The 26,684-nt window shown below is 69.6% G+C and carries 20 protein-coding genes; 10 read left to right on the top strand and 10 right to left on the bottom strand.

Annotated features, from left to right (window positions below; genetic code table 11):
- Positions 1-41: 41 nt before the first annotated feature.
- Together JW592_RS13480 and JW592_RS13485 are read right to left on the bottom strand one after the other, a co-directional pair.
- The gene (locus tag JW592_RS13480; RefSeq protein ID WP_209265270.1) at positions 42-515 is read right to left on the bottom strand and encodes a hemerythrin domain-containing protein; all 474 of its coding nucleotides are present in this window, start codon (positions 513-515) and stop codon (positions 42-44) included.
- A 13-nt stretch (positions 516-528) separates the two neighbouring features.
- On the bottom strand, positions 529-1,794 hold the full coding sequence (locus JW592_RS13485) for a nitrate/nitrite transporter (protein ID WP_307805405.1): 1,266 nt from the start codon (positions 1,792-1,794) through the stop codon (positions 529-531).
- A gap of 340 nt (positions 1,795-2,134) precedes the next feature.
- Between JW592_RS13485 and JW592_RS13490 the strand changes: the two genes are divergently transcribed.
- Positions 2,135-2,566 carry a pyridoxamine 5'-phosphate oxidase family protein gene (locus tag JW592_RS13490; protein ID WP_209265271.1) on the top strand — a complete coding sequence of 144 codons (432 nt, stop codon included), beginning with the start codon at positions 2,135-2,137 and terminating at the stop codon, positions 2,564-2,566.
- A gap of 51 nt (positions 2,567-2,617) precedes the next feature.
- On the opposite strand, the gene JW592_RS13495 is transcribed toward JW592_RS13490, so the two are convergent.
- Positions 2,618-3,574 carry an Acg family FMN-binding oxidoreductase gene (locus JW592_RS13495; protein ID WP_209265272.1) on the bottom strand — a complete coding sequence of 319 codons (957 nt, stop codon included), beginning with the start codon at positions 3,572-3,574 and terminating at the stop codon, positions 2,618-2,620.
- Positions 3,575-4,162: 588 nt separating this feature from the next.
- Between JW592_RS13495 and JW592_RS13500 the strand changes: the two genes are divergently transcribed.
- Genes JW592_RS13500 through narI form a run of 4 tightly spaced genes read left to right on the top strand, consistent with a single transcriptional unit; the run spans position 4,163 to position 10,980 of the window.
- Positions 4,163-7,864, top strand: a complete 3,702-nt coding sequence (locus JW592_RS13500) for a nitrate reductase subunit alpha (protein WP_209265273.1) — start codon at positions 4,163-4,165, stop codon at positions 7,862-7,864.
- 1 nt (position 7,865) lies between these two features.
- Positions 7,866-9,410, top strand: coding sequence for a nitrate reductase subunit beta (gene narH, locus JW592_RS13505; protein ID WP_209265274.1), 1,545 nt, complete (start codon positions 7,866-7,868; stop codon positions 9,408-9,410).
- The gene (gene narJ / locus JW592_RS13510; RefSeq protein WP_209265275.1) at positions 9,407-10,225 is read left to right on the top strand and encodes a nitrate reductase molybdenum cofactor assembly chaperone; all 819 of its coding nucleotides are present in this window, start codon (positions 9,407-9,409) and stop codon (positions 10,223-10,225) included. The genes narH and narJ overlap by 4 nt, the downstream gene beginning before the upstream one ends.
- Positions 10,222-10,980: a respiratory nitrate reductase subunit gamma gene (gene narI / locus JW592_RS13515; RefSeq protein ID WP_209265276.1), complete on the top strand. Its 759-nt coding sequence runs from the start codon at positions 10,222-10,224 to the stop codon at positions 10,978-10,980. Before narJ ends, narI begins: the two co-directional genes overlap by 4 nt.
- Positions 10,981-11,169: 189 nt before the next feature.
- On the opposite strand, the gene JW592_RS13520 is transcribed toward narI, so the two are convergent.
- Together JW592_RS13520 and JW592_RS13525 are read right to left on the bottom strand one after the other, a co-directional pair.
- On the bottom strand, positions 11,170-12,630 hold the full coding sequence (locus JW592_RS13520; protein WP_229375912.1) for a Glu/Leu/Phe/Val dehydrogenase dimerization domain-containing protein: 1,461 nt from the start codon (positions 12,628-12,630) through the stop codon (positions 11,170-11,172).
- A gap of 970 nt (positions 12,631-13,600) precedes the next feature.
- A complete protein-coding gene (locus tag JW592_RS13525) occupies positions 13,601-14,317 on the bottom strand; it encodes an NAD(P)-dependent oxidoreductase (protein ID WP_209265278.1) in 717 nt (238 codons plus the stop codon).
- A gap of 94 nt (positions 14,318-14,411) precedes the next feature.
- On the opposite strand from JW592_RS13525, the gene JW592_RS13530 reads away from it, so the two are divergent.
- Positions 14,412-15,098, top strand: a complete 687-nt coding sequence (locus JW592_RS13530; protein ID WP_229375914.1) for a TetR/AcrR family transcriptional regulator — start codon at positions 14,412-14,414, stop codon at positions 15,096-15,098.
- Positions 15,099-15,285: 187 nt separating this feature from the next.
- Here JW592_RS13530 and JW592_RS13535 read toward each other — a convergent pair whose 3' ends face one another.
- Entirely contained in the window at positions 15,286-16,308 is a 1,023-nt protein-coding gene (locus JW592_RS13535) for a cation diffusion facilitator family transporter (RefSeq protein ID WP_209265279.1), read from the bottom strand.
- Positions 16,309-16,430: 122 nt separating this feature from the next.
- Here JW592_RS13535 and JW592_RS33590 point away from each other — a divergent pair, with 122 nt between their 5' ends.
- The gene (locus tag JW592_RS33590; protein WP_372446503.1) at positions 16,431-16,790 is read left to right on the top strand and encodes a CGNR zinc finger domain-containing protein; all 360 of its coding nucleotides are present in this window, start codon (positions 16,431-16,433) and stop codon (positions 16,788-16,790) included.
- 7 nt (positions 16,791-16,797) lie between these two features.
- On the opposite strand, the gene JW592_RS13545 is transcribed toward JW592_RS33590, so the two are convergent.
- From JW592_RS13545 to JW592_RS13555, 3 genes are all read right to left on the bottom strand, one after another.
- Positions 16,798-17,082 carry a muconolactone Delta-isomerase family protein gene (locus JW592_RS13545; RefSeq protein WP_209265281.1) on the bottom strand — a complete coding sequence of 95 codons (285 nt, stop codon included), beginning with the start codon at positions 17,080-17,082 and terminating at the stop codon, positions 16,798-16,800.
- Positions 17,083-17,158: 76 nt separating this feature from the next.
- Positions 17,159-18,610, bottom strand: a complete 1,452-nt coding sequence (locus tag JW592_RS13550; protein ID WP_209265282.1) for a WGR domain-containing protein — start codon at positions 18,608-18,610, stop codon at positions 17,159-17,161.
- 604 nt (positions 18,611-19,214) lie between these two features.
- The gene (locus JW592_RS13555; RefSeq protein ID WP_209265283.1) at positions 19,215-20,651 is read right to left on the bottom strand and encodes an amidase; all 1,437 of its coding nucleotides are present in this window, start codon (positions 20,649-20,651) and stop codon (positions 19,215-19,217) included.
- Between the two features lie 128 nt (positions 20,652-20,779).
- On the opposite strand from JW592_RS13555, the gene JW592_RS13560 reads away from it, so the two are divergent.
- Positions 20,780-21,415: a TetR/AcrR family transcriptional regulator gene (locus tag JW592_RS13560; protein WP_209265284.1), complete on the top strand. Its 636-nt coding sequence runs from the start codon at positions 20,780-20,782 to the stop codon at positions 21,413-21,415.
- 358 nt (positions 21,416-21,773) lie between these two features.
- Here the strand turns inward: JW592_RS13560 and JW592_RS13565 are convergent, their stop codons facing one another.
- On the bottom strand, positions 21,774-22,304 hold the full coding sequence (locus tag JW592_RS13565) for a putative immunity protein (RefSeq protein WP_307805406.1): 531 nt from the start codon (positions 22,302-22,304) through the stop codon (positions 21,774-21,776).
- A 293-nt stretch (positions 22,305-22,597) separates the two neighbouring features.
- Here JW592_RS13565 and JW592_RS13570 point away from each other — a divergent pair, with 293 nt between their 5' ends.
- A complete protein-coding gene (locus tag JW592_RS13570; protein WP_209265285.1) occupies positions 22,598-24,469 on the top strand; it encodes a CASTOR/POLLUX-related putative ion channel in 1,872 nt (623 codons plus the stop codon).
- Between the two features lie 417 nt (positions 24,470-24,886).
- Positions 24,887-26,533, top strand: a complete 1,647-nt coding sequence (locus tag JW592_RS13575) for a molybdopterin-dependent oxidoreductase (protein WP_307805407.1) — start codon at positions 24,887-24,889, stop codon at positions 26,531-26,533.
- Positions 26,534-26,684 lie beyond the last annotated feature (151 nt).

Consider the following 26,684-nt stretch of genomic DNA (forward strand, 5'->3'; position numbering starts at 1 on the left):
CCTGGACGGACACGCACCCGCCCCCATGAGCACCGTCTCCGTCAGCGGGTGGGCTCCGGTGCCCCGGTACCGACACGGGCGCGCACGGCCGCGACCGCTTCCCACTCCTCGGGACCCAGGAACGCCAGCGCCGCGGGGAAGACGCCGTCCTGCTCCTTGAGGATGTGGTCCCGCAGCAGGTCCAGCACCTCGATCAGCCGGTCCGGCCACCCCGGGTCGGCCGGAAGGCCGACCGCTGCCTCCCGGAGCACCGCGTCGACCCGGCGGTGCTCGTCCTCCAACGCGCTGATCTTCTCAGGGAATTCGGCGGCCATGGCCGGGAACAGGCCGTACTCCTCCACCTGGGTGTGCGGCTCCAGCACCTCGGCGATCTTCCGGGCGGTGCCGATCATCCGGGAGACGTCGCCACCGCGGCGAGCCTCGCGCGCGTGGCTGATCAGCGTCACCACCGCATCGTGTTCCCGGGTCAACTCCGCGATGGCCGTCAGCGACTGGCAGCCGCAGTACTCGCACATGGACTCTCCCCTCCTACGCGGTGCCGCCTGTGCACTGCTGCCGGGCCGGCGTCCGGTGGGTGACCACGCTGCGCACCCCGGTCTCGGTGAAGGTCAGGGCCGCGGCGGCCACCACGGCGAGCAGGACCAGACCGATCGCGTAGGAGCCGAAGGCCCCGTACACCGAACCCATCACCAGCGGTGGGACGAAGCCGCCCAGCCCGCCCGCGGCGCCGACGACACCGGTGACGGAGCCGACCTTGTCTGCCGGAGCCAGCAGCGCTACCAGGGCGAAGACGGCTCCGCTCCCGGCACCGAGCGCGGCGGCCATGGTCAGGAAGGCGATCGTGCCCACGGGGGCCAGGGACGGGGTGAAGGACTGGGCGAAGGCCCCCGCCAGCACCAGGGCGAGCGATCCGGCCAGCACCCGGACCGGGCCGACGCGGTCCGACAGCCAGCCGCCGACCGGGCGCATCGCGACCGCCAGGAGCACGAAGCCGGCCATGCGGTTCGCGGCGTCCGTCTGGGAGAGGCTGTAGCCGGTCTTGAGGTAGGTGGGCAGGTAGACGGAGAAGGCCACGTAGCCGCCGAAGGCGACCGCGTAGAGGGCCGAAGCCTGCCAGGTGACGCCGAGCTTCACGGTGGCGGCCAGACGGTGGGCCAGGGGCTCGGCGGGCGCGGCGTGGCCGGGCGCGTCCCGCATCACCAGGGCGGCCACCACCGCGTAGACCGCCAGCGCAGCCGCAGCGATCAGGAAGGGGCCGGCCATGCCGTGCGCCTCGACGAGCTTCACCGTGGTCAGGGCGCTGATCGCGGTACCGCCCATACCGGCACCGAAGATCCCGATCGCCAGACCGCGCCGCTCGGGCGGGAACCAGGCGCTGACGTACGGCACACCGACGGCGAACGCGGTACCGCCGATGCCGAGGAAGAACCCGCCCACCAGCAGGGCGGCGAACGTGGAGTGACCGGCCAGGCCCAGGTACAGCACCGAGACGATGGTGGCCGCGGAGACCAGTGGGAACATCACCCGTCCACCGAATCGGTCGGTCAGCGCGCCCACCGGGACCCGGCCCAGCGAGCCGACCACCACCGGCACCGCGACCAGCAGCGACTGCTCGAACGAGGACAGATGCAGGCTGTCCTGGAAACGCGGGCCCAGCGGACTGAGCAGCGCCCATGCCCAGAAGTTGATCGCGAAGCCCACCGTGGCCAGCACCAGCATCAGCCAGGCCCGGCCCGATACCCGCTCAGGTACCGACGGAGAGGCTTCGTTTCTCCCGGACTGTTGGAGCACCATGTGTTCCTCCTGCTCGCAGTGGTTCGCCGCGGTGTTGCCGGACGGCTCAGGCGGCCTGAGTACAGGCTTCGCGACATGGGGCGCTCACGCACGGGGCCCTCGGTACCTCCCCCCGGACCGGTCCGGCCCGTCTTGAGGGCCATAAGGCCCCGCTCGACGGGCGAAGGCCGGGCCGAAGGGCCCCACGCCGGGGGGGCCGGGACTTTCCTCCGGCTGCCCGAGGGTCCCGTGCTGCCCCCGGCCGTCTCCCGACCTTCGCCGGGCAGGACCGGACCGGCGGGCACCGGGTGAGGACCGTCCGGCCCTACGCGGGACCGGTTGCGCGAGCGAACATGGAGAAATGCTTCCAGATGACGGCTTTCACGCGCTCGACCGGCAGGAGTGCCTGCGTCTGCTGGCCAAGGTGCCGGTGGGCCGCGTCGTCTACACCCGGCAGGCCCTGCACGCGATCCTTCCGGTCAACTTCGGTCTCGACACGGATTCCTCCGTCATCCTGCGCACCTCGGCGTCCTCGCACCTCGTCCGCGCGATCGACGGAGCCGTGGTGGCCTTCGAGACAGACGACTTCGACGCCGAGGAGCGCTCGGGATGGAGCGTGGTCGTCACCGGCCGCGCCGCCGTCGTGACCGACCCGGCCGAGCACGAGCGCCTCTCCCGGACGGGGCTGCGGTCCTGGGTGGACGTACAGGACGGCGTCTTCGTCCGTATCGAGTCGGAGATGGTCACGGGGCGAGTCGTCAACGGCGCCGGCAGCGCGGACCGACGGATCTGACCGGCGCCCTCACGTGTCCCGGCTCCCGCGCCTGTGTGCGGGGTCGGGCAGCTACGCCGAGGCGCGCGGGACGCGGGCACCTTCCGGGCCGTAGCCGTAGCGGATCAGCAGTTGGGGGCTGCACCGGCGGTGCGCAAGGCCCGTCGCCTCCCGCAGGTCCGGCCATTCCATCGCCTCGTGCAGGATCGAGGTGCGCACCTGCTGCTCGGTAGCGGTGAGCAGGATGTGTTCGAGGGCCTGACCCGCCCGCAGCCAGTCCTCCCGCCGGTCGTGGGAAGTCCACAACAGCGCCACCTGCACATGGCGTTCGAAGCGCACATCCGGGCGGCGCAGCACTGGCAGGGGGCCGGTGAAGTCCCGCAGCGGTACACGGCCACTCGCGTCCTGCGGGCCGAGGGCGGTGAGCGGAATGCCGTAGGGGAGGTCGGTTCCCGGCGCGGTGATCCAGGCGCGGCTCTCGGCCGTGTGCGCCGGACTGGAATGGTGGCGCTCCTCGGCCGCCGCGGTCAGGAGCAGCAGCCGCCGTGTGGTGGCGTAGTCCGGTGAGTGCAGCCGAGCGCCCTCGGCCTGGGCAGCGGCGATCATGTCCGCCACGACCGGCTCGGGCACCGGGCGGCCGGTGAACGGCAACCTGCTGGTGTGGCGCCGCTCGACGGCCGGGTACAGCCGCCCGATCTGCGGCGGCTCGCCGGCAGGAGTGGTCAGTTGCACGGTGGCCACCAGGTCGGGCTGGGCCGGTTCGGGCAGCAGCCGCACCACCGGGTCCCAGCCCAGGTGGGCGGCGGCCACCCGGAGGTTGAAGACCGCGGCGCCCACGGACAGATGCTGCGCGCGGCGCTCCGGGTCCGCCAGCGGCAGGACCCGCCTGTCGTCGAGGCGGACCTCGACGGACCGGGTGGCCGCCCGCATTCCGAAGCGCCACGGCTGGGTGTTGTGGATCGACGGTGCCGCCACCGCGGCGGCCATCAGCGTCTCCAGGACGGTGGCGTCGATTGCCCGAGTGCTCATACGCTGCTCCTCACCTCTGACGAGGGGGCCGCTGCTGCCGCGCGGTTCCCCGGCGTCCTCCACTCTCGGTCGTCCTCTGGAAGCCCGGCGAGGGTTGACCGTCCCTGCCTGGGGACCGGACGGCCCGGAACTCCGGCCGCCGACCGGGCCGTCCGGTCCTGGGGAGGGCGTCACGGGCGCTCGGCGGGCTCAGGTGGCGGGCAGGGACGTCGCGAGCAGGACGACGCCCAGGGAGCCGACCAGCGAGCGACCGCCAGTGCGCGGGCCGGATCGGTGCGGCCTTTACATGCGCGACGCCGTGCCCGGCCGCGGCGAGCATCACCACCGCGAACAGTGCGAGCCCCCGCCCAGCTCGCGGCCCGGGCGGCAGGTGGTCCGGAGCGCTGGGAAGGCCGGAGCCGCCGGGCACCGTGGCGGTCCGGATGGTGCGGCGGACCGGTGGCCAACGGCCGGGAGGCGGGGCTCCCCGGCACCGGCCCCAGGGACCAGAGACCTACCGGTGCGGACGAATGTCAGGCCGTACAGGTCCCCGGCCAGGGCCGTTCGGCCCCGGGCTCGGCGCGGGGCCGGACCCTAGCGTTCTCGACCATGGAGAACGACCAGAACGTACGACCGGGACAGTCGCACGCCGCGCAAGGCTGGCCGCTGGCCGCCCGGCGACTGCTCACCCGCCGTGAGACCTCGGCCGACGGCAGGGCCGTGTTCGAGGATGCCGACGGCAAGTGGGAGGGGTTCTACCGGAGCCGCTGGGCGCACGACAAAGTCGTACGGTCCACGCACGGCGTCAACTGCACCGGCTCCTGCTCCTGGATGGTGTATGTCAAGGACGGGATCATCACCTGGGAGCACCAGGCCACCGACTACCCGTCGATCGGCACGGACTGTCCCGAGTACGAGCCGCGCGGCTGTCCGCGCGGCGCTTCGTTCTCCTGGTACACCTACTCCCCCAGCCGGGTCCGCTATCCGTATGTACGCGGCGCACTGCTCAAGCTGTGGCGCGAGGCCCGTGAGCGCCTCGGCGACCCGGTGGCGGCCTGGGCCGAGATCACCTCCGACCCGGCGAAGGCCCGCGCCTACAAGCGGGCGCGCGGCAAGGGCGGCCTGGTGCGCGCCGACTGGGACGAGGTGACCGAGCTGGTTGCCGCAGCCCAGGTGCACACCGCCGAGCGGTACGGCCCCGACCGGGTGGCGGGCTTCTCGCCCATTCCGGCGATGTCGATGGCGTCGTTCGCTGCCGGTGCCCGCTACCACTCGCTGATCGGCGGCACCCTGCTGTCCTTCTACGACTGGTACGCGGACCTGCCGGTCGCCTCGCCGCAGGTCTTCGGCGACCAGACCGATGTGCCGGAGGCCGCCGACTGGTGGAACGCCGGCTACCTGGTCATGTGGGGCTCCAACATCCCGGTGACCCGCACACCCGATGCCCACTTCCTCACCGAGACCCGCTACAACGGCACCAAGGTCGTGGCGGTCAGCCCCGACTACGCCGACAACGTCAAGCACGCCGACGAGTGGCTCGCTCCCCATCCCGGCACCGACGGGGCACTGGCCATGGCCATGGGGCATGTGGTGCTGCAGGAGTTCCTCGTCGACCGTGAGGTCCCCTACTTCCAGGACTACCTGCGGAAGTTCACCGACGCCCCGTTCCTGGTGTCGCTGCGTGAGCACGCGGGGGGCGGACTGGTCCCGGACGGCTTTCTGACCGCGGCCGACCTGGGCCGGGAAACGGAGCACGCGGAGTCCAAAACCGTACTCGTCGACTCGGCCACCGGCGAGCCGGTGGTGCCAGGCGGCTCCCTCGGCTTCCGGTGGGGAAAGACCGAACCCGGCCGCTGGAACCTGGACCAGGGCGACACCGTGCCCGAGCTGAGCCTGCTCGACACGGCGGAGGAGACGGTGGCCGTGGCCCTGCCCCGCTTCGACGTCGGCAGCACGGAGGGCGGCTCGGTGATGGTGCGCGGGGTGCCTGTGCGCCGCCTCGGCGGGCGCCTGGTCACCACCGTATTCGACCTGATGCTGGCGCAGTACGGGGTCGGGCGTCCTGGCCTGCCGGGAAGCTGGCCCTCGTCGTACGAGGACGCGTCCGAACCGTGCACCCCTGCCTGGCAGGAGACGATCACCTCGGTGCCGGCCGAGCAGGCGGCACGGATCGCCCGGGAGTTCGCCCGGAACGCGGAGCGGACCCGGGGGCGCTCGATGATCGCGATGGGAGCGGGGACCAACCACTGGTTCCACTCCGACACCATCTACCGGGCATTCCTCGCGCTGACCACCATGACAGGGTGCCAGGGCGTCAACGGCGGTGGCTGGGCACACTACGTCGGCCAGGAGAAGGTCCGTCCGGTCACCGGGCAGCAGCACCTGTCGTTCGCCTTCGACTGGCACCGGCCCGCGCGGCACATGGCCGGCACCTCCTACTGGTATCTGAACTCCGGCCAGTGGCGCTACGAGGCGTTCGGGCCCGACGAGCTGGCCACCCCGCTCGGGCAGGGCAGGTTCCGGGGCAAGGCGTTCGCCGACTGCCTGGCGCAGGCCGTACGGCTGGGCTGGACGCCGGGCCACCCCGGTTTCAACCGCAACCCGCTCGACCTGTGCGACGAGGCGGCGCGTGCGGGCCGGCCGGTCGCCGAGCACATCGTGGAGGAGCTGAAGTCCGGCCGGCTGCGGTTCGCCGCCGAGGACCCGGACGACCCGGCCAACTTCCCCCGGGTGCTGACCGTGTGGCGGGCCAACCTGCTGGGCTCGTCCGGCAAGGGCAACGAGTACTTCCTGCGGCACCTGCTGGGCACCGACGCGGCCGTCCGCTCCCAGGAGACCCCGCCCGAGGGACGGCCCGAGGACGTGGTGTGGCGCGCGGAGGCCCCCGAGGGAAAGCTCGACCTGATGGTCACCATGGACTTCCGGATGACCTCCACCGGACTGTTCTCCGACGTGGTGCTGCCCGCGGCCACCTGGTACGAGAAGGACGACCTGTCCAGCACGGACATGCACCCCTTCGTGCACGCCTTCACCCCCGCCATCGCCCCGCCCTGGCAGGCACGCACCGACTACGACACCTTCCTGGCCGTCGCCGACAAGTTCAGCGAGCTGGCCAGTGAGCACCTGGGCACCCGCACCGATGTCCTGGCCGTGCCCCTGCAGCACGACACCCCTGACGAACTCGCCCAGCCAGGCGGTGCCGTACAGGACTGGAAGACGGGCGAGTGCGAGCCCGTTCCCGGCCGGAACATGCCGAAGATCGTCACGCTCGAGAGGGACTTCGCGGCGACAGGGCAGAAGATGCGCGCCGTCGGCCCGCTGCTGGACACCCTGGGCGCCAGCACCAAGGGGGTCACCGTCCACCCGGACCAGGAGATCGAGGAGCTGCGGCATCGCTGCGGCACCGTACGCGACGGCGTCGCCGCCGGAAGGCCCTCCCTGGCCACCGCCTCCGACATGTGCGAGGCGATCCTGGCCCTGTCCGGAACCACGAACGGGCGCCTGGCCACCGAGGGCTTCCGCGCGCTGGAGAAACACACCGGCAGCGAGGGCCTGGCGGAACTGGCCGCCGAACGCGAGGCCGAGCGGATCACCTTCGCCGACACCCGTACCCAGCCCCGTGCCGTGATGACCTCCTACGAGTGGTCCGGTTCGGAGACCGGGGGCCGCCGCTACTCCCCCTTCGTCATCAACGTCGAGCACAAGAAGCCCTGGCACACCCTCACCGGCCGCCAGCACTTCTTCGTCCAGCACGACTGGATGGCCGAGCTCGGCGAACAGCTCCCGGTCTACCGGCCACCGCTGAACGCGCCACGCCACTACGGCGACGAGCATCTGCGCGACGGCGACCGGGCCGAGGTGACCGTCCGCTACCTGACCCCGCACTCCAAGTGGTCCATCCACTCGAACTACCAGGACAACAAATACATGCTCGACCTGTCCCGGGGCGGGCCCACCATCTGGATGTCCGCTGGCGACGCCGACAGGATCGGCGTCAAGGACAACGAGTGGGTCGAGGCATACAACCGCAACGGCGTCGTCGCCGCCCGTGCCGTGGTCACCCACCGGATGCCCGAGGGCACCGTGTACATGTACCACGCGCAGGACCGCACCGTGAACGTTCCCAGGACCGAGGTCAGCGGCAAGCGCGGGGGTATCCACAACTCCCTGACGCGGCTGCTGCTCAAACCCACTCATCTCGCGGGCGGCTATGCCCAGTTCACCTACGCGTTCAACTACTACGGGCCCACCGGCAACCAGCGCGACGAGGTGACCGTCATCCGCCGCCGCTCCCAGAAAGTGGAGTACTGAGATGAAGGTCATGGCCCAAGTGGCGATGGTGATGAACCTCGACAAGTGCATCGGGTGCCACACCTGCTCCGTCACCTGCAAACAGACGTGGACCAACAGGACAGGAGTCGAGTACGCCTGGTTCAACAACGTCGAGACCAAACCGGGCGTCGGCTACCCGCGCCGATACGAGGACCAGGAGCGCTGGAAGGGCGGCTGGATGCTCGACAAGCGCGGCCGGCTGGTGCTGCGGTCCGGCGGCCGGGTCAAACGGCTGCTGTCCCTGTTCTCCAACCCCGACCTGCCGTCCATCGAGGACTACTACGAGCCGGTCACCTACGACTACGACAACCTGGTCAGCGCGCCCGCCCAGGACGACGTCCCCGTCGCACGTCCCCGCTCGGTCCTCACCGGCAAGCCCACGGCCATCACCTGGGGCGCCAACTGGGAGGACGGCCTCGGCGGCGCCCCGGAACACGCGGGCGGAGACCCGAACCTGAGCGGTGAGTGGGCCCAAAAGGTCAAGTTCGAGTTCGAGCAGACCTTCCTCTTCCACCTGCCCCGCCTGTGCGAGCACTGCCTCAACCCCGCCTGCGTCTCCGCCTGCCCCTCGGGCGCGATGTACAAGCGGGTCGAGGACGGCATCGTCCTCGTCGACCAGGACCGCTGCCGCGGCTGGCGCATGTGCGCCACCGCCTGCCCGTACAAGAAGGTGTACATCAACCACGCCACCGGCAAGGCCGAGAAGTGCACGTTCTGCTTCCCGCGCATCGAGGCCGGCCAGCCCACGGTCTGCTCCGAGACGTGCGTCGGCCGCCTGCGCTACCTGGGAGTACTGCTCTACGACGCCGACCGGGTCGGAGAGGCAGCGGCCACACCCGACGAGAAGGACCTGCTGGACGCCCAGCGCGGAGTGTTCCTCGACCCTTCCGACCCGCAGACCGTCGCCGCGGCGAGGCGGTCGGGCGTGCCCGAGGACTGGTTGGAGGCCGCACGCCACTCCCCGGTCTACGACCTGGTCATGCGGTACAAGGTGGCGCTGCCCCTGCACCCGGAGTACCGGACGATGCCGATGGTCTGGTACGTGCCGCCGCTCTCCCCGGTACTGGACGCGGTCGACGCGGCCGGCGGCGACCAGGACGACCCCGACCACGTGTTCACCGCCGTCACCCGGCTGCGCATTCCACTGGAGTACCTCGCCGAGCTGTTCACCGCCGGGGACACCGATGTCGTAGCCGGAGTGCTGATGAAACTCACCGCCCTGCGCTCCTACATGCGCGAACGGTCCCTGGGTGAGGTGGGCGACGAGACCGCGCTGAAGGCGGTGGGCCTGACCGGCCGCGAGGCGGAGGACCTGCACCGGCTGCTCGCCGTGGCCAAGTACGCCGACCGGTACGTCGTCCCCGCCGCGCACAAGGAGGACAGCGCCGCCCTCAGCGCGATGGAGAACCGCTGCCCGGTCGAGTTCTCCGGAGACGCCCAGCCCACCGACGGACGCCGCGTGATGCTCGGCATCCCCACCCTGCGCCGCCGTACATCCGACGCCCCCGCCGGAGGTCACCTGTGAGCCCGCTGCCCGCCGCCGTCCCGGCCGCCGTCCGCACCCGCGTCCGTGCCGCCCTGAGCCCCCGCGGCCGCGCCCCGCGCCCCGATCGCCGGGAGCGGCCGTCCCCGCTCACGCCCGAGGAGACCGAGGCGCGGGCGCTGCTGCTGCGCCTGATGTCCCTCCTGACGCAGTACCCGGACGCCGAACTCACCGGCGCCCGGCCCGTCATCGCCGCCACGGTGCGGGCTCTGGCCCCGTCTCCGGCCGCCTCCGAGCTGGCCGCCTTCACCGGCTGGCTGACCGAGCAGGAACCGGCGGCGGTGGAACAGCACTACGTCGAGATGTTCGACCTGCGCCGCAGGAGCAGCCTCTACCTCACCTACTATCTGCACGGCGACACCCGCCGCCGCGGTATGGCCCTGCTCACCCTCGCCCAGCGCTACCGCGCCGCCGGCTGGGACACCGACGGCGGGGAACTGCCGGACCACCTCCCCGTCGTCCTCGAGTTCGCCGCGCTCGCCGGGCCCCGGGCGGGCGAGGCTCCGCTACGGCAGCACCGGCGGGGCCTGGAGCTCATCCACCGGGCCCTGAACGAAGCGGAATCCCCCTACCGACACGTCCTGGCGGCGCTGCTGAGCCTGCTGCCACCGGCCACCGAAGCCGATCTGCGGGCGGTGGCCGACCTGGCCGCACAGGGGCCGCCCAACGAAGACGTCGGTCTGGACCCGTACGGAGCAGGTGAGTTCGCACCGCCCGGCACGTTCGTCCCACCCGAGCAGGCCCCGCCCACTCTCGCGACGCCACCCGCCGCGCACCGTCAGGGAGATTGCCGATGACCACCTCCGCAGCCGACCTCCTGCTGTGGGTCGCTCTCCCTTACGTCTGCCTGGCCGTCTTCGTCGTCGGCCACATCTGGCGCTACCGACACGACCAGTTCGGCTGGACCTCCCGCACCAGCCAGCTCTTCGAACACCGTTGGCTGCGCTGGGGCAGCCCGCTGTTCCACCTCGGCGCCTTCATGGTCATCGGCGGACACATCGTCGGCTTGGCCGTTCCCGACTCGTGGACCGAGGCCGCGGGCATCAGCGAGCACGCTTACCACACCACGGCGGTGTGGGCCGGTTCGGTGGCCGGCGTCGCCATGGTCACCGGGCTGGGAATGCTGTGCGCCCGACGACTGCTGACCAGGCGCATCCGCCTGGGCACCGACCGCAGCGACAAGCTCCTCTTCCCTCTGCTGGCCGCCACGGTGCTGCTGGGCATCTCCGCGACCGCCGCCCACAACGTCTTCGGTGCCGGCTACGACTACCGCGAGTCCATCTCCGTCTGGTTCCGCGGCATCTTCACACTGCGGCCGCAGCCCGAGGCGATCACCGGAGCCCCGCTGCTGTTCCAGCTCCACGCCCTCACCGCCTGCCTGCTCTTCGCGGCCTGGCCCTTCACCCGCCTCGTCCACGTGTGGAGCGCACCCATCGGCTATCTGTCCCGCCCCTACCTGGTCTACCGGCGACGAGCCATAGCACAGGCGCCCGTGCCGCACGGTGCCCCGGCGCAGCAGCCGGGCACCCGGCGCTCCCGACACCCGGCATGAGCACCTCGCCGGCCGCCTCCCAGTTCGGCGCGTGTGCTTGCGCATGGGGCACACCCGAAACCGCCGTACCTCCGCTTCCGTGCTTCCTCGGCGCCCCGGCATCTGAACAGAACACGCCGACGGGGCCGGAACAGGGTGCCTGCGAGCGGGAGGTCACTCGCAGGCACATCACGTCTCGCGTGAAGCTGTTCAGGAGTGTCCGGAGGACTGGTCGGTCGCGCCCGGCCAGTACGCCGAAAAGGCGGCGGCGGGCTGTCGGCCGGTGTCGGTGAGTGTTCCTTCCACCTCCAGGCCGAGCTGGGTCGGAGCCGCTCCGTTCATCGGGGCGGTGACGGCATCGGCCACGACTGCGGTTTCCGTCGACGAGGCGGAGTCGGTGGTCGGGGATGCGGCGTCGGGGCCTGCGTCCAGCGTCTCTTGTGAGGTGCGCCCGAACAGGTCGCGGAAGGCCACCGCTCCCCCGCATTCGTCGATCATCCGCTGTGAGTTCTCCTTCGCCAGCTGTACACCGGCGGCCCGCATGGACGCGCCCGTCTCGTCGGCCCGGCTCATGAGTTCCCGGACCAGCGGGCGGATCTGCGAGGCCAGTCGGCGGCACGCTCCGGTGGGGCTGACGACGTCGCCCAGAATGACCCACCAGGCTCCCGCAGCAGCGCCGGTGTTCGCGATGAAATCGGGGACGACGGTGACGCCTCGGTCCCGCAGGAGTTGCTCGGCTTCGGGTGTGGTGGGTACGTTCGCCGCTTCCACCACGAGCTTCCCGCGGATGCGTGCGCAGTTGGCATCCGTGATGGCGTAGGAGACAGCGGCCGGCACCAGGACGTCGGCATCCTGCTCCAACCACTCGTCGCCTGGGCGTTCCTCGTCGTCGTCACGCAGGACGGAGCGGTCGATCACACCGGTGGTGCTCCGCGCGAGCAGCAGGTCTTCTGGATCGATACCGCGTGACGTGTTGCGGACGAGTCCATGGGCGTCCGTGACTCCGACGATCTTCACCCCCGCGCGAGCGAGGTACAGCGCGGTCGCCCCTCCCATCGTGCCGAACCCCTGGACGACGGCGCGTGCGGACGCGGCCGGAATGCCCCGGTGGTCCAGGGCCGCCAGAGCTGCCTCCGCCACGCCGAAGCCGCCGACCAGCTCCGAGAGTTTCAACCCGTCCGTCCGGGTGGCGAAAGCCCGCTGGATGCGTGCGCGCACTTCGGCCTCGTCCGGAGCGCGGACCACGGCGGCGTGAAAGGAGGTGTCCCCCAGGCCGATCTGTGCGAAAGCCTGGTCGAGCTGGTCCTGCTGCGTACCGAGATCTCCCGCGGTCACCCAGAAGCGCTCCAGCAGCGGACGGACCCCCTGGAGGAATCGCTTCCTCACCTCCTCGGCCCGGGGGTCCGCGGGGTCGAAGTCGATTCCGCCCTTGGCCCCGCCGACAGGGATGCCGAAGGCCCCCATCTTCAGGGTCATCTCCCGCGCGAGTTCAGCGACCTCGTCGAGCGTGCACCCGGTGCGCATGCGGAGGCCGCCCGTGGCGATGCCCGTCACCAGCTGGTCGATCACGACATACCCGCGAGCGGGAGTTTCGGAATCGCGCCAGGTTACTTGGAGAAAGGGTTCATGCTCGGAAGCCTGCAGCGGCGCGCCGGCAGTGTTCTGTGTCATGTGGCACTCACCCTTCCGATGATTATCCAGCTTCCACGCACGGTTTCAGCGCAGAATCGCCCCAAGGGCTGAAACGGCATCACTTCTGGTGGGACCGCACGGTCCTGTTCCGCCGGTCAGGCGGCAATATGCACGATGATCGGGCAGGCGCATTCAGGCACGCCAAATGGCACCCGCAGGGGATGTTCTTCAAGTGATCCCTGGAGAAGGGATTCGTGGATGTACGCAGAGAACGCATCCGGTTGCGTTGTACGTAGCGACCACTGTGAGGTCGGGATCACCCCTTGTCAAGGAGTCTCTGAGAGCGGCTCCGGCGCCCGTACAGCCACACCTCTGCCCACATCGACGATCAGCCGAACGCGCGGTACTGTCAGGCACGTTGGGTAGCCGCACCGGGAGACTCCACGCGACCCCTGGGACCGGAACGGCAACGTCGCCCCCACCGATCGGGTGACCTTCCATCCGACTGCGGCGCAGCCGATTCGCCGCGGTCGTGTCGCCGCCTCGGGAAGTACGACTCGCGCTCTCCTACTGGCCGGCGGGTTCCACTCAATCGTCAAACCTCGTCCGGCGCCTTCACCCTGCGCTACCCGCCTCACCGCGATCCGAATTCGAGATGCCCGGCTCACACATTCAGCACTGGCGTGGTGCCCGTCCGTCCACGTCCATGGATGGCAGAAATTCTCCCGGCGCCACCCGGCCTTCACGGGCAAACCAACGGTGCACGACACTCGCTTCAGAAAATAGCGAGCATCCGTCAAGGACTCCGGCTCCTGTGTGGCACGAAACCCGGACTCCGTACCGACGGGCCGCGACCGAGCCCGAGAAGCGCGACCGACAAGCACGGCACTTGGCGGTCCTTATCGGCAGCCTGGCCATGGAGCTCGTCCGGTCGACGGGCCGTGGCCGATACGGCAGAGTCTTCTCGAATGCAACGCGCAGTCCATCCCATGCCGCGGTGCCGGACGCGTCACGCGCGGTCGTGGCTGGTGCCGTTGTGGGCGAGGGCGCTGGGGGTCAGGCAACCCACGATCGCGGGAGCCTGCTGGATGAGCGTGTCGTTGGTGAGCGCTTCCACCATGAACAACGCGAAGTCCACCCGGCGCGTCAGGTTGCTGGCCAGCACCGGGTCACCTACATGGCTGCTCCACACGGGCAGGCCCTGGCTTTCACCCTCCTCAAGACTGCTGCCGCGCACCATGGTCCACCGTGTGTCGCTGGCGAAGACCCGGCGGCACGCCTCCACCTGGTCGTCGATCTCGACGGCACGGAAGAGCTTGCCGAGCACGGCGGCGGCCCGGACGCCCATGGTGAACATCCGCGAGTACTTGTCCTTGCCGTCGCGCGTGATGTGCCAGCCGCAGGAGAAGACCAGGCGTGCGCCCGGTCGCGCGTTGTCGAGCACCGCCTGCGCCGTGCCGGACGCGTACTGCTGTACGCCCCAGGGCACCAGCACAGTCAGCACTCCGTCGCATCCTGCGACCGCCCTCCGGATCACGTCAGGGTCGTTCGTGGGTCCGGGGACGATGGCCATCCGCCCCTCGAACGCGGCCAGCTTCGGCACACTGCGCTCCCGGCACACACCGACCACCTCGTAGCCGCGCTCCAGAGCGTGCCGGACCATGTACTGGCCGAGCTTCCCGGACGCCCCGACGATGCAGACCTTCTTCACTCGATCCGTGCCCATGACCCCAGCCCTTCGCCCACGTGCCCACCTTATGCTGTAAGGCAAGCTAGCCTTATACCGTAAGGCGGTCAAGAGAAGCCGAGAAGGAGGGCGGATGGTCAAGGCAGGCAAGGGCCGGCGCGGGGCATCGGCGCGCACCCCGCTCAGTCGCGAACGCGTGGTCCGTACGGCTATGGCGGTGGCGGACGAGAAGGGAACCGCAGCAGCGCTCACCATGCGGGCCATCGCCGAGCCCCTGGGAGTCGAGGCGATGTCGCTCTATCACCATGTGGCGGGCAGGGAGGACATCCTGGACGGCATGGTGGACACGGTGTTCGACGAGATCGACCTGCCACCGCGCGACATCGACTGGAAAAGTGCCATGCGCCACCGCGCGGCATCCGCCCGCGCCGTCCTACAGCGCCACCCATGGGCCATTGGCCTCTTGGACTCCCGCTCCCAGCCCGGCCCCGCGACCCTGCGCCACCACGATGCCGTCATCGGAGCCCTGCGCTCCGGGGGCTTCTCGGTGTCGATGGCGGCCCACGCCGTCTCGCTGATCGACAGCTATCTGTACGGCTTCGTGTTGCAGGAGCAGAGCCTTCCGTTCACCGGCACGGCTGAGTTGGGCGAGGTGGCCGGCGCCATCCTGCGCGACATGCCCGCCGACACCTACCCTCACCTCACCGAACTGGCCACCGAGCACGCTCTCAAGCCCGGCTATGACTACGCCGACGAGTTCGCCTTCGGTCTCACCCTCATCCTCGACGCCCTCCACCCGGACGAGGCCACCGGCACATAGCTGATCCGGCGGACAGAAGCGAGCCGTCGAAGGTCAGACCGCCGACCAACTCGTGACCGGGGCGGCGGTGAGAGGGACAAGGCAGCGGGTCGGCATGGTCACGGAACACTGATCCGCAGACCGCGTTCCCGGCTGCCTCGCGGTGACTCCCCCCACGCCTCGACCGCCGTCGCAGCACGGGGAAGAGTCAGTGCGTATGCGGGCCGGGGCGGTGTACGGGGCCGTGGATCTCCTCGCCGTGTGGAACGGGACGGTCTGCGGTCCGCCCTATCTGCAGCAGCCCTTCTTCGCTTTCGGCAGTGAGGTGATCGACCTGCAAGGTGGTGTGGGTGATGTCGTAGTCCTCCTTCAGCAGTTCTTCCAGGGTGCGGCGGATGGCGTGGCAGTCGCTGCCGGGGTCGACCAGGACGTGGGCCGAGAGGGCGGGCTGCCCGGAGGTGATTTCCCACAGGTGCAGGTCGTGGATCTCGGCCACGTGGCTCTGTTCGGCCATGTGGTCTCCGATGGCGTCGGGGTCGGTATCCGCGGGCGCTGCTTCGAGGACGACGCGGCCGGCGGCACGCAGCAGCCCGTATCCGGCTTTGACCATGAGGAGGACCACCACGAGGCCGGCGATCGCGTCGGCCCGCAGAAAACCGGTCGTCAGCACGATCACACCGGCGATGGCGGTACCGATGAACGCGTACAGGTCATTGAGGATGTGCTGGAAAGCGCCCTCGACGTTCAGCGACGTGCGGTTGGCCTTGGAGATGCACCAGGTCGCCGCCAGGTTCACCACGATGCCCGCCAGCGCGGTGGCCACCACGAGGGCACCTTCGACCTCCGGCGGACTGATCAGCCGCCGTACGGACTCGTAGCCGAGCCAGAGCGCGAGCAGCAGCAGGGTGAGCCCGTTGGCCTGCGCCGAGAGAACTTCCGCGCGTTTGAGGCCATAGGTGTAACTGCCCCGTGCGGGCCGGGCGGCCAGCCGCGCCGCGGCCAACGCCAAGACGATGGACCCGGCGTCGGTGAGCATGTGCGCGGCGTCCGCCAGCAACGCCAGCGAGCCCGAGATGAGGCCGACGGCGACTTCCACGGCCATGAAGCAGCCGATCAGCGCCAGGGCGACGGTAAGCCAGCGCCGATCCGCACTCGCCGAGACACCGTGCGCGTGCCCGGTGTGATCGCCGTGCCCGGCTCTACCGTGGCGCACGTGATCGTGGTCGCTCATCGGTGAGCCCTCCGGGGACGGGTACGGTCACGGACAGTGAAGACCACTTGGGCCGCGGACGCAAAGCCTGCACCGGTGACCGTTGTCAATACCACCTGGCCACGCCGTGTCCTGCCCGAATGATGTCGGCAGACTGGTGGCCTCAAGCCCGGCCCGGACCAGGCGCCTCATGTCGGAACGAGCTGCACGGCGGGCCGGGCCAGCCGTCCGGTGCGGGCCAGGACGGCGCCCGCGTCCGCACAGCCCAGCCCAGCCTCGCCAGGGCCGGAGGACGCCGACTGCCCCGCCCAGGGGGGCGGGGCTGTCAGTTGGCAGTGGTATGGGCACACTACCCCGAACGCGGCTGTGGGGCCCCGGACTGCGACGGCGCTTTCATCGGCACCAGCCGAGCGGGGCGCCGTCGCTACTGCACATGCCCGATCTGTGTGGAAGTCACCGGACGTGGCCAACCACCGCGCCAGCGGCCGACAGGCACGCATTGAAGCCCCCTCAGCGGGGCCCGAAGCCTCCGTACGGCCGCAGCGGGATGATCCGGAACTCCGACATCTGCTCGCGGGCCAGCGGAAGCGCGTCCACAGCCGCCTGGGCCTCCTCCAACGACGCGGCCTCCAGCAGGAAGCAGGCACCCGGGCCGTCGGCACGCAGCCAGATCTGCCGGACCACGCCTTCCGCGTACAGCTTCCGGACCGTCTCGGTCTCCTCGGGCAGCACGGAGGCGAACTCCTCTTCGGAGTACTGGTCGCTGTAGCGCTGGGTCATCACCATGAACTGCATATGACGTACCCTATGCCGCCGCCGACTTCGGCCTCGGCCGACGGGCAAGCGCCGGGTGATCTCGCTGAGCGCGGGGTCACAGTAGCCGCCGGATGGTGCCGCGGACGCGGTAGAAGCCGCCAGCCGCCGGGTGGAGGGCGTCCACGGCGTAGCGGGCGCCGGGCTGTCGTATCGCGCGGGGGAACTGGACGTTCCATGAGGCGTCATAGCCCTCGGAGACGGCGTGCACGCGCAGGCGGCCATCCTCCTGGACGCATTCGAGAACGATGGTGCCTGCGGGGGCATGGGCGAGGGTGGTGACGGCGGCCGGGGCCGTGGCCGGGGTGTAGGTGGGCATCGCCGCGGCGAGCTTGACGTCGCGGGCCACCGGCACCGTGCCCTGCTGTGCCGCGGCGATGGCCCTCTCCCCCGCGTCGACGCACACCAGTTGGCCATCTGTGGTCACCAGATAGAGCCGCTGGTCACGGTATTGCATCGACAGTGCTGAGCCGCTGCCTGTGCCGAGCTTCCACAGGCGTGTGCCGTCCCGGTCGAAGCAGTAGACGGAAGAGGCCGCGTCCCCGGCGAAGACGTACTGCCCGCCGGGCGAGGTGGCACAGGAGTAAACAGTGCCGTCGCAGGCGTAGGTGGCCTCGATCGCGCCTGTGGCCTTCGCCAGTCGCTGGACCACGCGATGGGTGGTGCCGGCGTATACGGCGTCGTCCTCCTGCCAGCCGAACAGGACGCCACCTCGCGTGGATGCGTGCCACAACTCGCCGCCGCCGTCGGGGGCGTAGGCGGTTACGCCACGGTGGTGGCCGTGGTAGACGGCGCGGTCGTCGGCACGGACCATCCAGGCGTGCTCGCCCCGGCTGCGACGGGCCCACTGGTGTTCGTCCTCGTGGTCGATGACAGTGAGCCGGCCCTCGCGGTCCGAGACGTTCAGGATGCCCTCGTGGATGTCCAGCCAGAAGATGTCGACGTCAGCCGCGATGTCGTAGGCCGCGAACGGCAGCTTCGAGGACAGGTCGTAGACACTGCCGTCGTCGCAGCCGGCGTAGACCCAGAAGTCGTCGGCGACCAGGCACTTGACGCCGTCCGGCAGGCCGAAGCGCGCCAGGACGGCACCGTCGTGGTCGAGGGTGTAGACGTCGCCCGCCTGGTTGCCGATCCAGCAGTGCTCGTCGTCGACATGGATGCCGAACGCCGAGGAGCCGGTGGCGAACCGCCACAGCACGGGCGCCGCGGCACGCGCGGTCGACGGAGCCGAGGACACCTGGCGTCGGGTCACCGGACGCGGGGCACGCTGCCCGGCAATGGCGGGGGCGTACCCCTTTCGAACCTTCTCCCCGACCTTCTTCGCGGCAGCCGTGCGTGCTTTGGCTGCCGTGGGGAACGTCGTCGTCTGGGTCTGTCCGGCGGCGCCTATCCGTCCGTATCGCACCGTCACCGCTTGGCCGTCGACGGTCACTTCGTAGAACTTGTGAGCGCCACCGCCTTCCTGCGACAGCTCCAGGTACGTCGTCGACACGGTGGACGCTGCAGACATGGCAGACCCCTCCCCAGGACGGACCCGCGGCCTGTCCGGCGGGTCCCACTGTCTGAACGGTAGGAGAGGCCACTGACAGTCACCCGGCATCACCACCCCGGCCGTCCGAACCTGGGAGCAGGGCATCTTGGCCCAGGACCCCGTCGACACCCGCACCAACCCGAGCTTTGCCGAACACGCAATCGGTCACTCACTCCATCGGGTGCTCGTTTCTGATATTGCTGCGGATTAACCGTGTGCACACGGATGCTTACGGTACGCAAGCGACGGGCTGCAGACCACGCGAGCGTCGCCCGGCCGCATGTCCTACACCGGCCGGGTGAACGAGTCCCACGAAACACGCAAGGAGAAGCACCACTATGAACGTCCTCACGAACCTGCTGGCCGACGTCGTCAACTTCCTCGGCTGGCTCGTCTGACGTATGTACCGCGGCGCCGTCCCTCCTCGTCCCACGGAGGGGCGGCGCCGCCCCGCGTGCTGGAGGTGTAACGGCGGCTCGGCCCTTGGCCGACATGGCCACCTGCATGCGAGCGGTTCGACCGCGGGCTGCGGCACCGAGGTCAGCCTTCAGCCCTTGCCTTCCGCCCAGTGCGAGAGCCCCGCCTACCGCGCGGCGGTCGGGGCTCCGGAACGCGGATCGACCGGTGTGAGCACACCCAGGCGGTCCTCCACCTCCTGTGCTGCGGCCAGGCACAGGTCCTCGCGAAACGCGCGACCGACGATCTGCACGCCGGCCGGCAGCCCATCGGTCACTCCGGTCGGTACGGCGACCCCGGGAACGCCCACGAAGCTGGTCACCGTGCACAGGCGCATGCCCGCGCCGACCCGTTCCCGTCCCACTCTGTCGCGGGACTCCAGCCCGGGCTCGACGGGCGGTTCGGTGAACACCGGTCCGAGCAGCAGCGGGTACTCATCGAGGAACTCCGCCCAGGAACGACGGATGCCCAGCCAGGCCCCCATCAACTTCATGAACTCCGCAGCAGTGGCGGGCGGAGTCTTCTCCATGGCCATCTCGACGTAGCGGTCTCCGCCCTCGCCGAGCAGTGTCCGCACGACCGGCCAGGTCTCGGCGAACTCGGTGACGGTGATCCGGCCGTATGTCTCGAGTGCCTCCTCCAGTCGCGGAACGTCCTCCACCTCCCGCACGTCGTATCCCGCGTCGCGCATCGCGTCGGCCGCCGCCGCCACAGCGCCGCGGACCGCCGGGTGAACGCCGTGGCCACCGGGGTCGGCAACGACTGCGACCTTCAGCGGCCCCGGGAGCTCCGGGCCATCGACAGGCACGGGTACGGCCCGCGGGTCCTGCGGGTCCGTCCCGGCCAGCACCTCGTACGCCAGGCGCAGGTCGGTGACGCTGCGGGCCAGCGGCCCGTCGGTGACCAGCATCTGCGAGGCCGGTCCCGGGTCGTCCGGGCCGAGGACGCGGTGGTCGGCGGGGAACCGTCCGGAGGTGGGTTTCAGCCCTGCCACGCCGCAGAAGGAAGCAGGAATCCGTACGGACCCGCCGGAGTCGTTGCCGAGTCCGAGCGCGGCCATGCCGGTGGCGACGGCCACCCCGTCGCCACCGCTGCTGCCTCCGGGGGTCCGGCTCGGGTCCCAAGGGTTGACGGTGTCGCCGAACAGCTCGCTGCGGGAGTGCATTCCCGCCAGGATCAGGGTGGGCATATTGCTGTGCCCGATCGGTATGGCTCCGGCCGCACGCAGGCGCGCCACAGGGATTGCGTCGGCCGGTGCGACCAGGTCGCGGAACCGCTCTGCCCCGAAGGTGGTCGGCACGCCTTCGATCGCGGTGGACTCCTTGACCGTGAACGGCACACCGGCCAGCGGCCCGAGCTCTTGCCCCGTGGCACGCCGCCGGTCCGTCTGTGCGGCGGCCTCGCGAGCGCGCTGAGCCAACAGCTGTGTGACGGCGTTGACCCGCGGGTTGGCCTCAGCGATGCGGTCCAGGTGGCTGTCGACCAGTTCGACCGCCGATATCTGTCCGCTTCGCACGGCCTCCGCCTGGGCGGCGGCCGTCAGCTTCCACAGAGCCTCTTGCATGATCCTCACAACTCCCCGTCCAGGTGTCGACGCGCTGGTTCGCAACCCTACACGGGAAACGATACGGTCGTATCGCAACCGACTCGCTGTGCTGGAAGAAGGACTGGAAGAAAGAAAGAGGGCCAGGCATGCCCAAGCAGGTGGACTACGAAGGCCGACGCCGCCAGATCGCCGAGGCCGTCTGCCTACTCGCCGACGAACACGGCCCGGAGGGAGTGACCATGCGCGATGTCGCCGCCCGGGCACAGGTCTCCCTGGGTGCCGTTCAGCGCTGCTTCAGCAGCAAGGAAGAGATGCTGCTGTTCGCCATCGACCACGTCGGCGAACGCATCACCGAGCGCGCGCGGGCCCGCCTGGCCGGCAGCCCGGCCCAGTCGGCCGCCACAGCTCTGGGGCACGCAGCCACTGAAATCGCCCTGCTCCGCGAGGAAAACCGCGCCGAAGCACGGATCTGGCTCGCATTCGTCGCCAAGGCCGCCGTCAACGAACAGCTCGCCGCCCCGCTGAGAACCAGCTACGCGTCCCTCCACGATCTCCTCGCCCGCCTCATCACGGAGGCAGCCGGAAGCGCCCCGGACGATGAAGTCGCCGCGCCACCCGATCCGCAGCGCGAGGCTCGCACCCTGCTCGCCCTCGCCGACGGCCTCACCAGCCACGTACTCATGGGCCACCTGCCCACGCAGGAAGCCGAAGACGTCCTGCACGCGCACCTGGTCGGCCTGTGGGAACGCCTCGGCACCACCGGCCCTCGGCACGCCGTCTGACACCTGCGGCGCTGACCCCGGGTGGACACAGCGTCACGGTGGCCGAGGCGACCGCGCCCTTCGACGCCATCCAGGCGCGCTCGCAAGAGTTCCGCAACCATGCGGTCGATGTGTCACTGGCCGCCACTTCGCGGAGCGCCGCGGTGCAACGCCCGTGAGCAGTCCGGAACTCCGCGGTCCGAGCCCGGCCTTGCCGACGCGCTCGCCGCGTACACAGCTGTATCCGATGAACTCCGATCACTCTTACCGTCTGTCCCGGCCCTGCCGACCCGCGGCACGACATCCGGAGCAACGCCGCCCACAGCGCAGCCATCACCGCGTCGGTCCACCGCGCCGATGGTTCGCACACCTGCGGGGTTCAACGGAGAGAGGTGTCGAGAGCAGCCATGAGCTGCGCAGCGCGGCTCTTACCGCTGGGCGCCAGAGGGTACCGCTGGAGAACACCGATCAGGGCCGGTGTGGCTCGCTCACGGGCCTCTTCGAGCGCCCTGTTCCCGGCGCTGGGATCCTCGCCTGCGTCGATTTCGGCGATGCGTGCCGCATTCGCAGCAGCGCGCAGGATGTGGCCCACCTGGTGAGCCTTCGCGATCGGGTGCAGATATGCGGCAGATGCGGCGTCGCCGGCGGCTTGCGCAGCGAGACGCCCGGTTTCGGTGGCGGCCTCCTTCGCCGCTCGATGCGCGTCCATCGACGTGACGCGCTGAAGTTTGGTCCTGGGCGCACCGTTGACGAAGTCCCATGCCGCATCGATGGCCGCCCGCGGTCGGGTGTCACCGGGGTTGGCGTCTTCGAATACCGGGAGAACACCCTGCGCTGTCTCGGCGACGTAGCGTGCCACGACTCGCAATTCGTCCATGGACAGTTCGAAGTCACCGTTCACACTCGTCACGGAGGCGATCGTCGCCCATGGACGGCGGAGGCGATCGTCGCACGCTTGCAACAAGGCGCAGCAAACCGCACATCGCTCCTGGTTCGACCTACGATTCAGGCAGCGTCGCATGCTGCCTGAGGGGGGCGGGCGGCGACGGGGACGTCGTCGGTCGGCTGCGAGCCCGTCGTCGACGGTCAGTCCGTCTTTGGGTTTCCCGGAGACGGACGGTGGTGCCGACCCCGGAACCGGTCAGCGGCCCTCCGGCATGGCAAGATCGTCGAGGGGCGGACGGTCGAGATCGGGGACTCAGGGTGCGGTTACGCGAACGGTTGCGGTACTGGTTCGACGGCACGATGGACCGGGGGACACCCGCGCTGATCGGCTGGCTGGCGCTCGCGTCCACCGGGCTGATCGTGGTCGTCACGACGTCAGTGGTGCTGTTCACCGACGAGGACACCGAGGCGCACGGCGGATGGCTCGGTGTGGCGTGGATGAGTCTGCTGCGCACGCTCGACCCGGGCACCATGGGAGACGACACCGGGCGACCGGTCTTCCTGGCCCTCATGCTGGCGGTGACGATCGGCGGGATCTTCATCGTCAGCGCGCTGATCGGTGTGCTGACCGCCGGCCTGAACGCCCGCATCGAGCAGCTGCGCAAGGGCAGATCCCGGCTCTTCGAGCGGGGCCACACGATCATCCTGGGCTGGTCGGAGCAGATCTTCACGGTGATCGATGAGCTGGTCGAGGCCAACCAGAGCGAGCGCCGCTCCTGCGTGGTGGTGCTCGCCGACCGGGACAAGGTCTCCATGGAGGAGCAGATCCGGCTGCGGGTGCCCAGAACGGGAAGGACGCGGGTGATCTGCCGGTCCGGCAACCCGCTCAAGCGCGCGGACCTGGAGCTGGTCAGCCCGGACACCAGCAAGGCCATCATGGTGCTGCCCCCAGCGGACCCTGAGGCGGACACCATGGTCATCAAGACGCTGCTGGTGCTCAACAACCGCGTCTGGCAACCCTCCCGGCCACATGTGGTGGCAGCGGTTCAGGATTCGGACAACCTCGCGGCGGCACGTCTGGCAGCAGGCCGGAACGGCCTGGTGATCGACGCCGACGACATCGCCGTTCGCTTCATCGTGCAGTCCCACCGGCAGACCGGCCTCTCCACGGTCTGCAACGAACTGCTCAGCTTCTACGGCAGCGAGCTCTACATCCGCGCCGAGCCCTCTCTCACCGGGGTGACGTACGGCGAGGCACTGCACCGGTACGAGCTCGGCACACCCGTGGGGCTGCGCAGAGCCGACGGACAGCTCCTGCTGAACCCACCGATGGGCACCGTCATCGGTGAGGAGGACGGCGTCATCGTGCTCGCCGAGGACGATCTGTTCATCAAGCTCGCGACCAGGAACCACGCGCGGATCGTCGAGGAGGCGCTGGCCTTCGCTCAACCTCCGGACCTGGCTCCGGACCGCACCCTGCTGATCGGCTGGAACGGGCGCGTCCCGAAGATCATCGAGCTGTTGGACAGTTTCGTCGAGCCCGGCTCGGCGCTGGACATCGCGGCCCCGCAACGTCCGGTGGCCGATGTGCTGGTTCCGTACGAGAACCTCACCGTGGGCTACAAGTACTGCCGCCCCACCAGCAGGCGCTCGCTGGAAGCCCTCGACCCCGGCAGTTACCAGCACGTCCTGGTGCTCCCCGACGAGGGAACCGACGCCGAACAGGCCGACAATCGCACCTTGGTGACCCTCCTCCACCTGCGCGACCTCGAGGACCGGCTCGGCGACCCGTACTCGATCGTCACCGAGATGAACGAGGACAGCAACCGCGAGGTCGCCCAGGTCACCAGGGCCGACGACTTCATTGTCAGCTCGAAATTGATCAGCTTGATGCTGGCGCAACTCACCGAGAACCGGCACCTGCACGACGTGCTGATCGATCTCTTCGACCCCGCGGGCTCCGAGATCTACCTCAAGCCCGCGACCCGCTACCTCAGGTCCGGCGCCGAGGCGAACTTCGCAACGGTCATCGAGTCCGCCCGCCGCCTCGGTGAGACGGCCGTCGGGTACCGGCTGGGCGCCCAACGCGGTGCTCCCCCCGCCTACGGTGTGCACCTCAACCCGCCCAAGGCCGCCCGGCTCCGCTTGACCGAGGAGGACCACGTCATCGTGCTCGCCGAGGAGGAATAGCCGCCCCCGGGGGAAGGGCCGCCGCTCTCGGCGCAACCGGGCAGTTCTGACCGCGTGACGGCGGCTCGACGATCGCGACCACCGAGCAGACCCCGCCCCACAGCGCGCATGGGTGCAACAGGCACGGACATGACTGCGCCCGGCGGATGCCTGCCGCGGTATCCGGTCCATCGTGGTGCGGCCTCCGGGACATCGTGTCTGCTTTCGGCCAATATCGCCTGGTGAGTATCACAACCAGCGCGGTTGACGGAAGGTGCGTTCCCGATGGTGGACGAAGAAGGGCGGCCGATGCCCGGCGAGGTGTCAGCCCCACGGGACACGCCCGTATCGCCGGAAGCGGTCCGGAGATATCGGAGGGAGCTGACCGAAGGCGAGGATGCCATTGATCCGGCCACCTGGTCCGGTTCGGTGCCTCATGTGTACGGCATCGCTCCGCGGGTGCGCATCGGCCGCAGCAGGTGGTTCAACCTGCTCTGGCTGCTGCCCCTGGGATTCCTGGTCCTCATCATCGCGGTCGCGGCAGCCAAGCACCTGCGCGGTCTCGGGCCGGTACAGCAGTTCCTCCACACCTATCCGGGCACGATCCTGGTCCCGCGGCCGGCGCGCAGGAGCGGGCTGCCCGCCTGGCTGGGGTGGCAGCACTTCCTCAACCTGTTCCTGCTGATCTTCGTCATCCGGTCCGGAATCCAGATCATCGGTGACCACCCGCGTCTGTACTGGACCAGACACAGCACGCCGGGCCGTGAGTGGTTCCGGGTCCAGAAGCCGGTGCCGTCCGATCCACTGTGGACAGCGAAGAAGGACTCCATCGCTCTGCCCGGACAGGTGGGGCTGCCCGGGCTGCGGCACTCGATCGGGCTGGCCCGGTGGTGGCACCTGGGAACGGTAACACTGTGGCTGCTCAACGGCGTGGTCTTCTACGTGCTGCTGTTCACCACCGGGCAGTGGCGACTGGTCGTTCCCACCAGCTGGGACGTCTTCCCCAACGCGGCGTCAACACTGATCCAATACCTGTCGCTGGACTGGCCGACCGAGCCTGCCTGGGTGAACTACAACAGCCTGCAGCAACTCGCCTACTTCGCCACGGTCTTCCTCGCCGCCCCGCTTGCGCTGCTCACCGGGCTGGGCATGTCGCCGGCTCTCTCGACCCGCTTCAGACGGATCAGCAAACCACTGAGCATCCAGGTGGCACGCTCCTTGCACTTCCTGGTCCTCGTCTGGTTCCTGGTCTTCATCACGGTCCACGTCGCCCTGGTGTTCACCACGAACCTGCCGCGCAGCCTGAACCAGATGTACGCCGCCCGCGGCGGCGACGGCTGGACTGGCCTGTGGATCTTCCTCGTCTCGATGGCTGTGATCATCGCCGGCTGGATCGCCGCCACCCCGTTCACCCTGCACCATCCCCGGGTGGTGCAGCGCGCCGGATACGCACTGATCGGCCCCCTGCAGCGGCTGTTCGAGCATCTGGACGCCAGACCGGGTGAATACACCGAGAAGGACATCTCTCCATACTTTTGGCACAACGGACAGTACCCTGACTCGCCCGAATACCAGCGGCTCCACGACAGCAACTTCGCGGATTACAGACTGCGCGTCCATGGCCTGGTCGACAACCCCGTCGATCTCGACCTGCGCCAACTCCGGGATCTGCCCCACCATGAGCAGATCACCCAGCACTTCTGCATCCAGGGCTGGTCGGGCGTGGCCAAATGGGGCGGCGTGTCCATGCGCACGATTCTGGACCTCGTCAAGCCGAAGCCCGAGGCGAAATGGGCCGTCTTCTACTCCCTGGGCGACGGCCCGGACAAAGGGCGCTACTACGACGCCCACCCCATCGAGCAGATGAGTCATCACCTGACCATGCTCGCCTACGACATGAACGACCAACCGCTGCCGTTCGGCCACGGCGCCCCTCTGCGCCTGCGCAACGAAGTACAACTCGGCTTCAAACAGGTCAAGTGGATTCAAGGCATCGAGTTCGTCGCCGATTTCGCCCAGATCGGCGGCGGACACGGCGGCTACAACCAGGACCACGAGTTCTTCGGCTACCACCAGTCACTCTGAATGCATGACCTCTGGTGAATGCATGACTTCTGGTTCCGATGGGGCGCTTCCGACCTGATCCTGGCCACCGCTTCGACCCGCAGCCACGGAGCAGGCGCCGCTGGCCCTGCACCTCACTCGTGTCCCGTGCCCACATGCTGTACGTTCCCTG

The organism is Streptomyces spirodelae, assembly GCF_017676385.1.
GTDB classification, from domain to species: domain Bacteria; phylum Actinomycetota; class Actinomycetes; order Streptomycetales; family Streptomycetaceae; genus Streptomyces; species Streptomyces spirodelae.

Bases quoted from the DNA above. Each gene is read 5' to 3' on its own strand.
- JW592_RS13480 (WP_209265270.1), bottom strand. From the start codon at position 515: ATGTGCGAGTACTGCGGCTGCCAGTCGCTGACGGCCATCGCGGAGTTG.
- JW592_RS13485 (WP_307805405.1), bottom strand. From the start codon at position 1,794: ATGGTGCTCCAACAGTCCGGGAGAAACGAAGCCTCTCCGTCGGTACCT.
- JW592_RS13490 (WP_209265271.1), top strand. From the start codon at position 2,135: ATGCTTCCAGATGACGGCTTTCACGCGCTCGACCGGCAGGAGTGCCTG.
- JW592_RS13495 (WP_209265272.1), bottom strand. From the start codon at position 3,574: ATGAGCACTCGGGCAATCGACGCCACCGTCCTGGAGACGCTGATGGCC.
- JW592_RS13500 (WP_209265273.1), top strand. From the start codon at position 4,163: ATGGAGAACGACCAGAACGTACGACCGGGACAGTCGCACGCCGCGCAA.
- narH (WP_209265274.1), top strand. From the start codon at position 7,866: ATGAAGGTCATGGCCCAAGTGGCGATGGTGATGAACCTCGACAAGTGC.
- narI (WP_209265276.1), top strand. From the start codon at position 10,222: ATGACCACCTCCGCAGCCGACCTCCTGCTGTGGGTCGCTCTCCCTTAC.
- JW592_RS13520 (WP_229375912.1), bottom strand. From the start codon at position 12,630: ATGACACAGAACACTGCCGGCGCGCCGCTGCAGGCTTCCGAGCATGAA.
- JW592_RS13525 (WP_209265278.1), bottom strand. From the start codon at position 14,317: ATGGGCACGGATCGAGTGAAGAAGGTCTGCATCGTCGGGGCGTCCGGG.
- JW592_RS13530 (WP_229375914.1), top strand. From the start codon at position 14,412: ATGGTCAAGGCAGGCAAGGGCCGGCGCGGGGCATCGGCGCGCACCCCG.
- JW592_RS13535 (WP_209265279.1), bottom strand. From the start codon at position 16,308: ATGAGCGACCACGATCACGTGCGCCACGGTAGAGCCGGGCACGGCGAT.
- JW592_RS33590 (WP_372446503.1), top strand. From the start codon at position 16,431: ATGTCGGCAGACTGGTGGCCTCAAGCCCGGCCCGGACCAGGCGCCTCA.
- JW592_RS13545 (WP_209265281.1), bottom strand. From the start codon at position 17,082: ATGCAGTTCATGGTGATGACCCAGCGCTACAGCGACCAGTACTCCGAA.
- JW592_RS13550 (WP_209265282.1), bottom strand. From the start codon at position 18,610: ATGTCTGCAGCGTCCACCGTGTCGACGACGTACCTGGAGCTGTCGCAG.
- JW592_RS13555 (WP_209265283.1), bottom strand. From the start codon at position 20,651: ATGCAAGAGGCTCTGTGGAAGCTGACGGCCGCCGCCCAGGCGGAGGCC.
- JW592_RS13560 (WP_209265284.1), top strand. From the start codon at position 20,780: ATGCCCAAGCAGGTGGACTACGAAGGCCGACGCCGCCAGATCGCCGAG.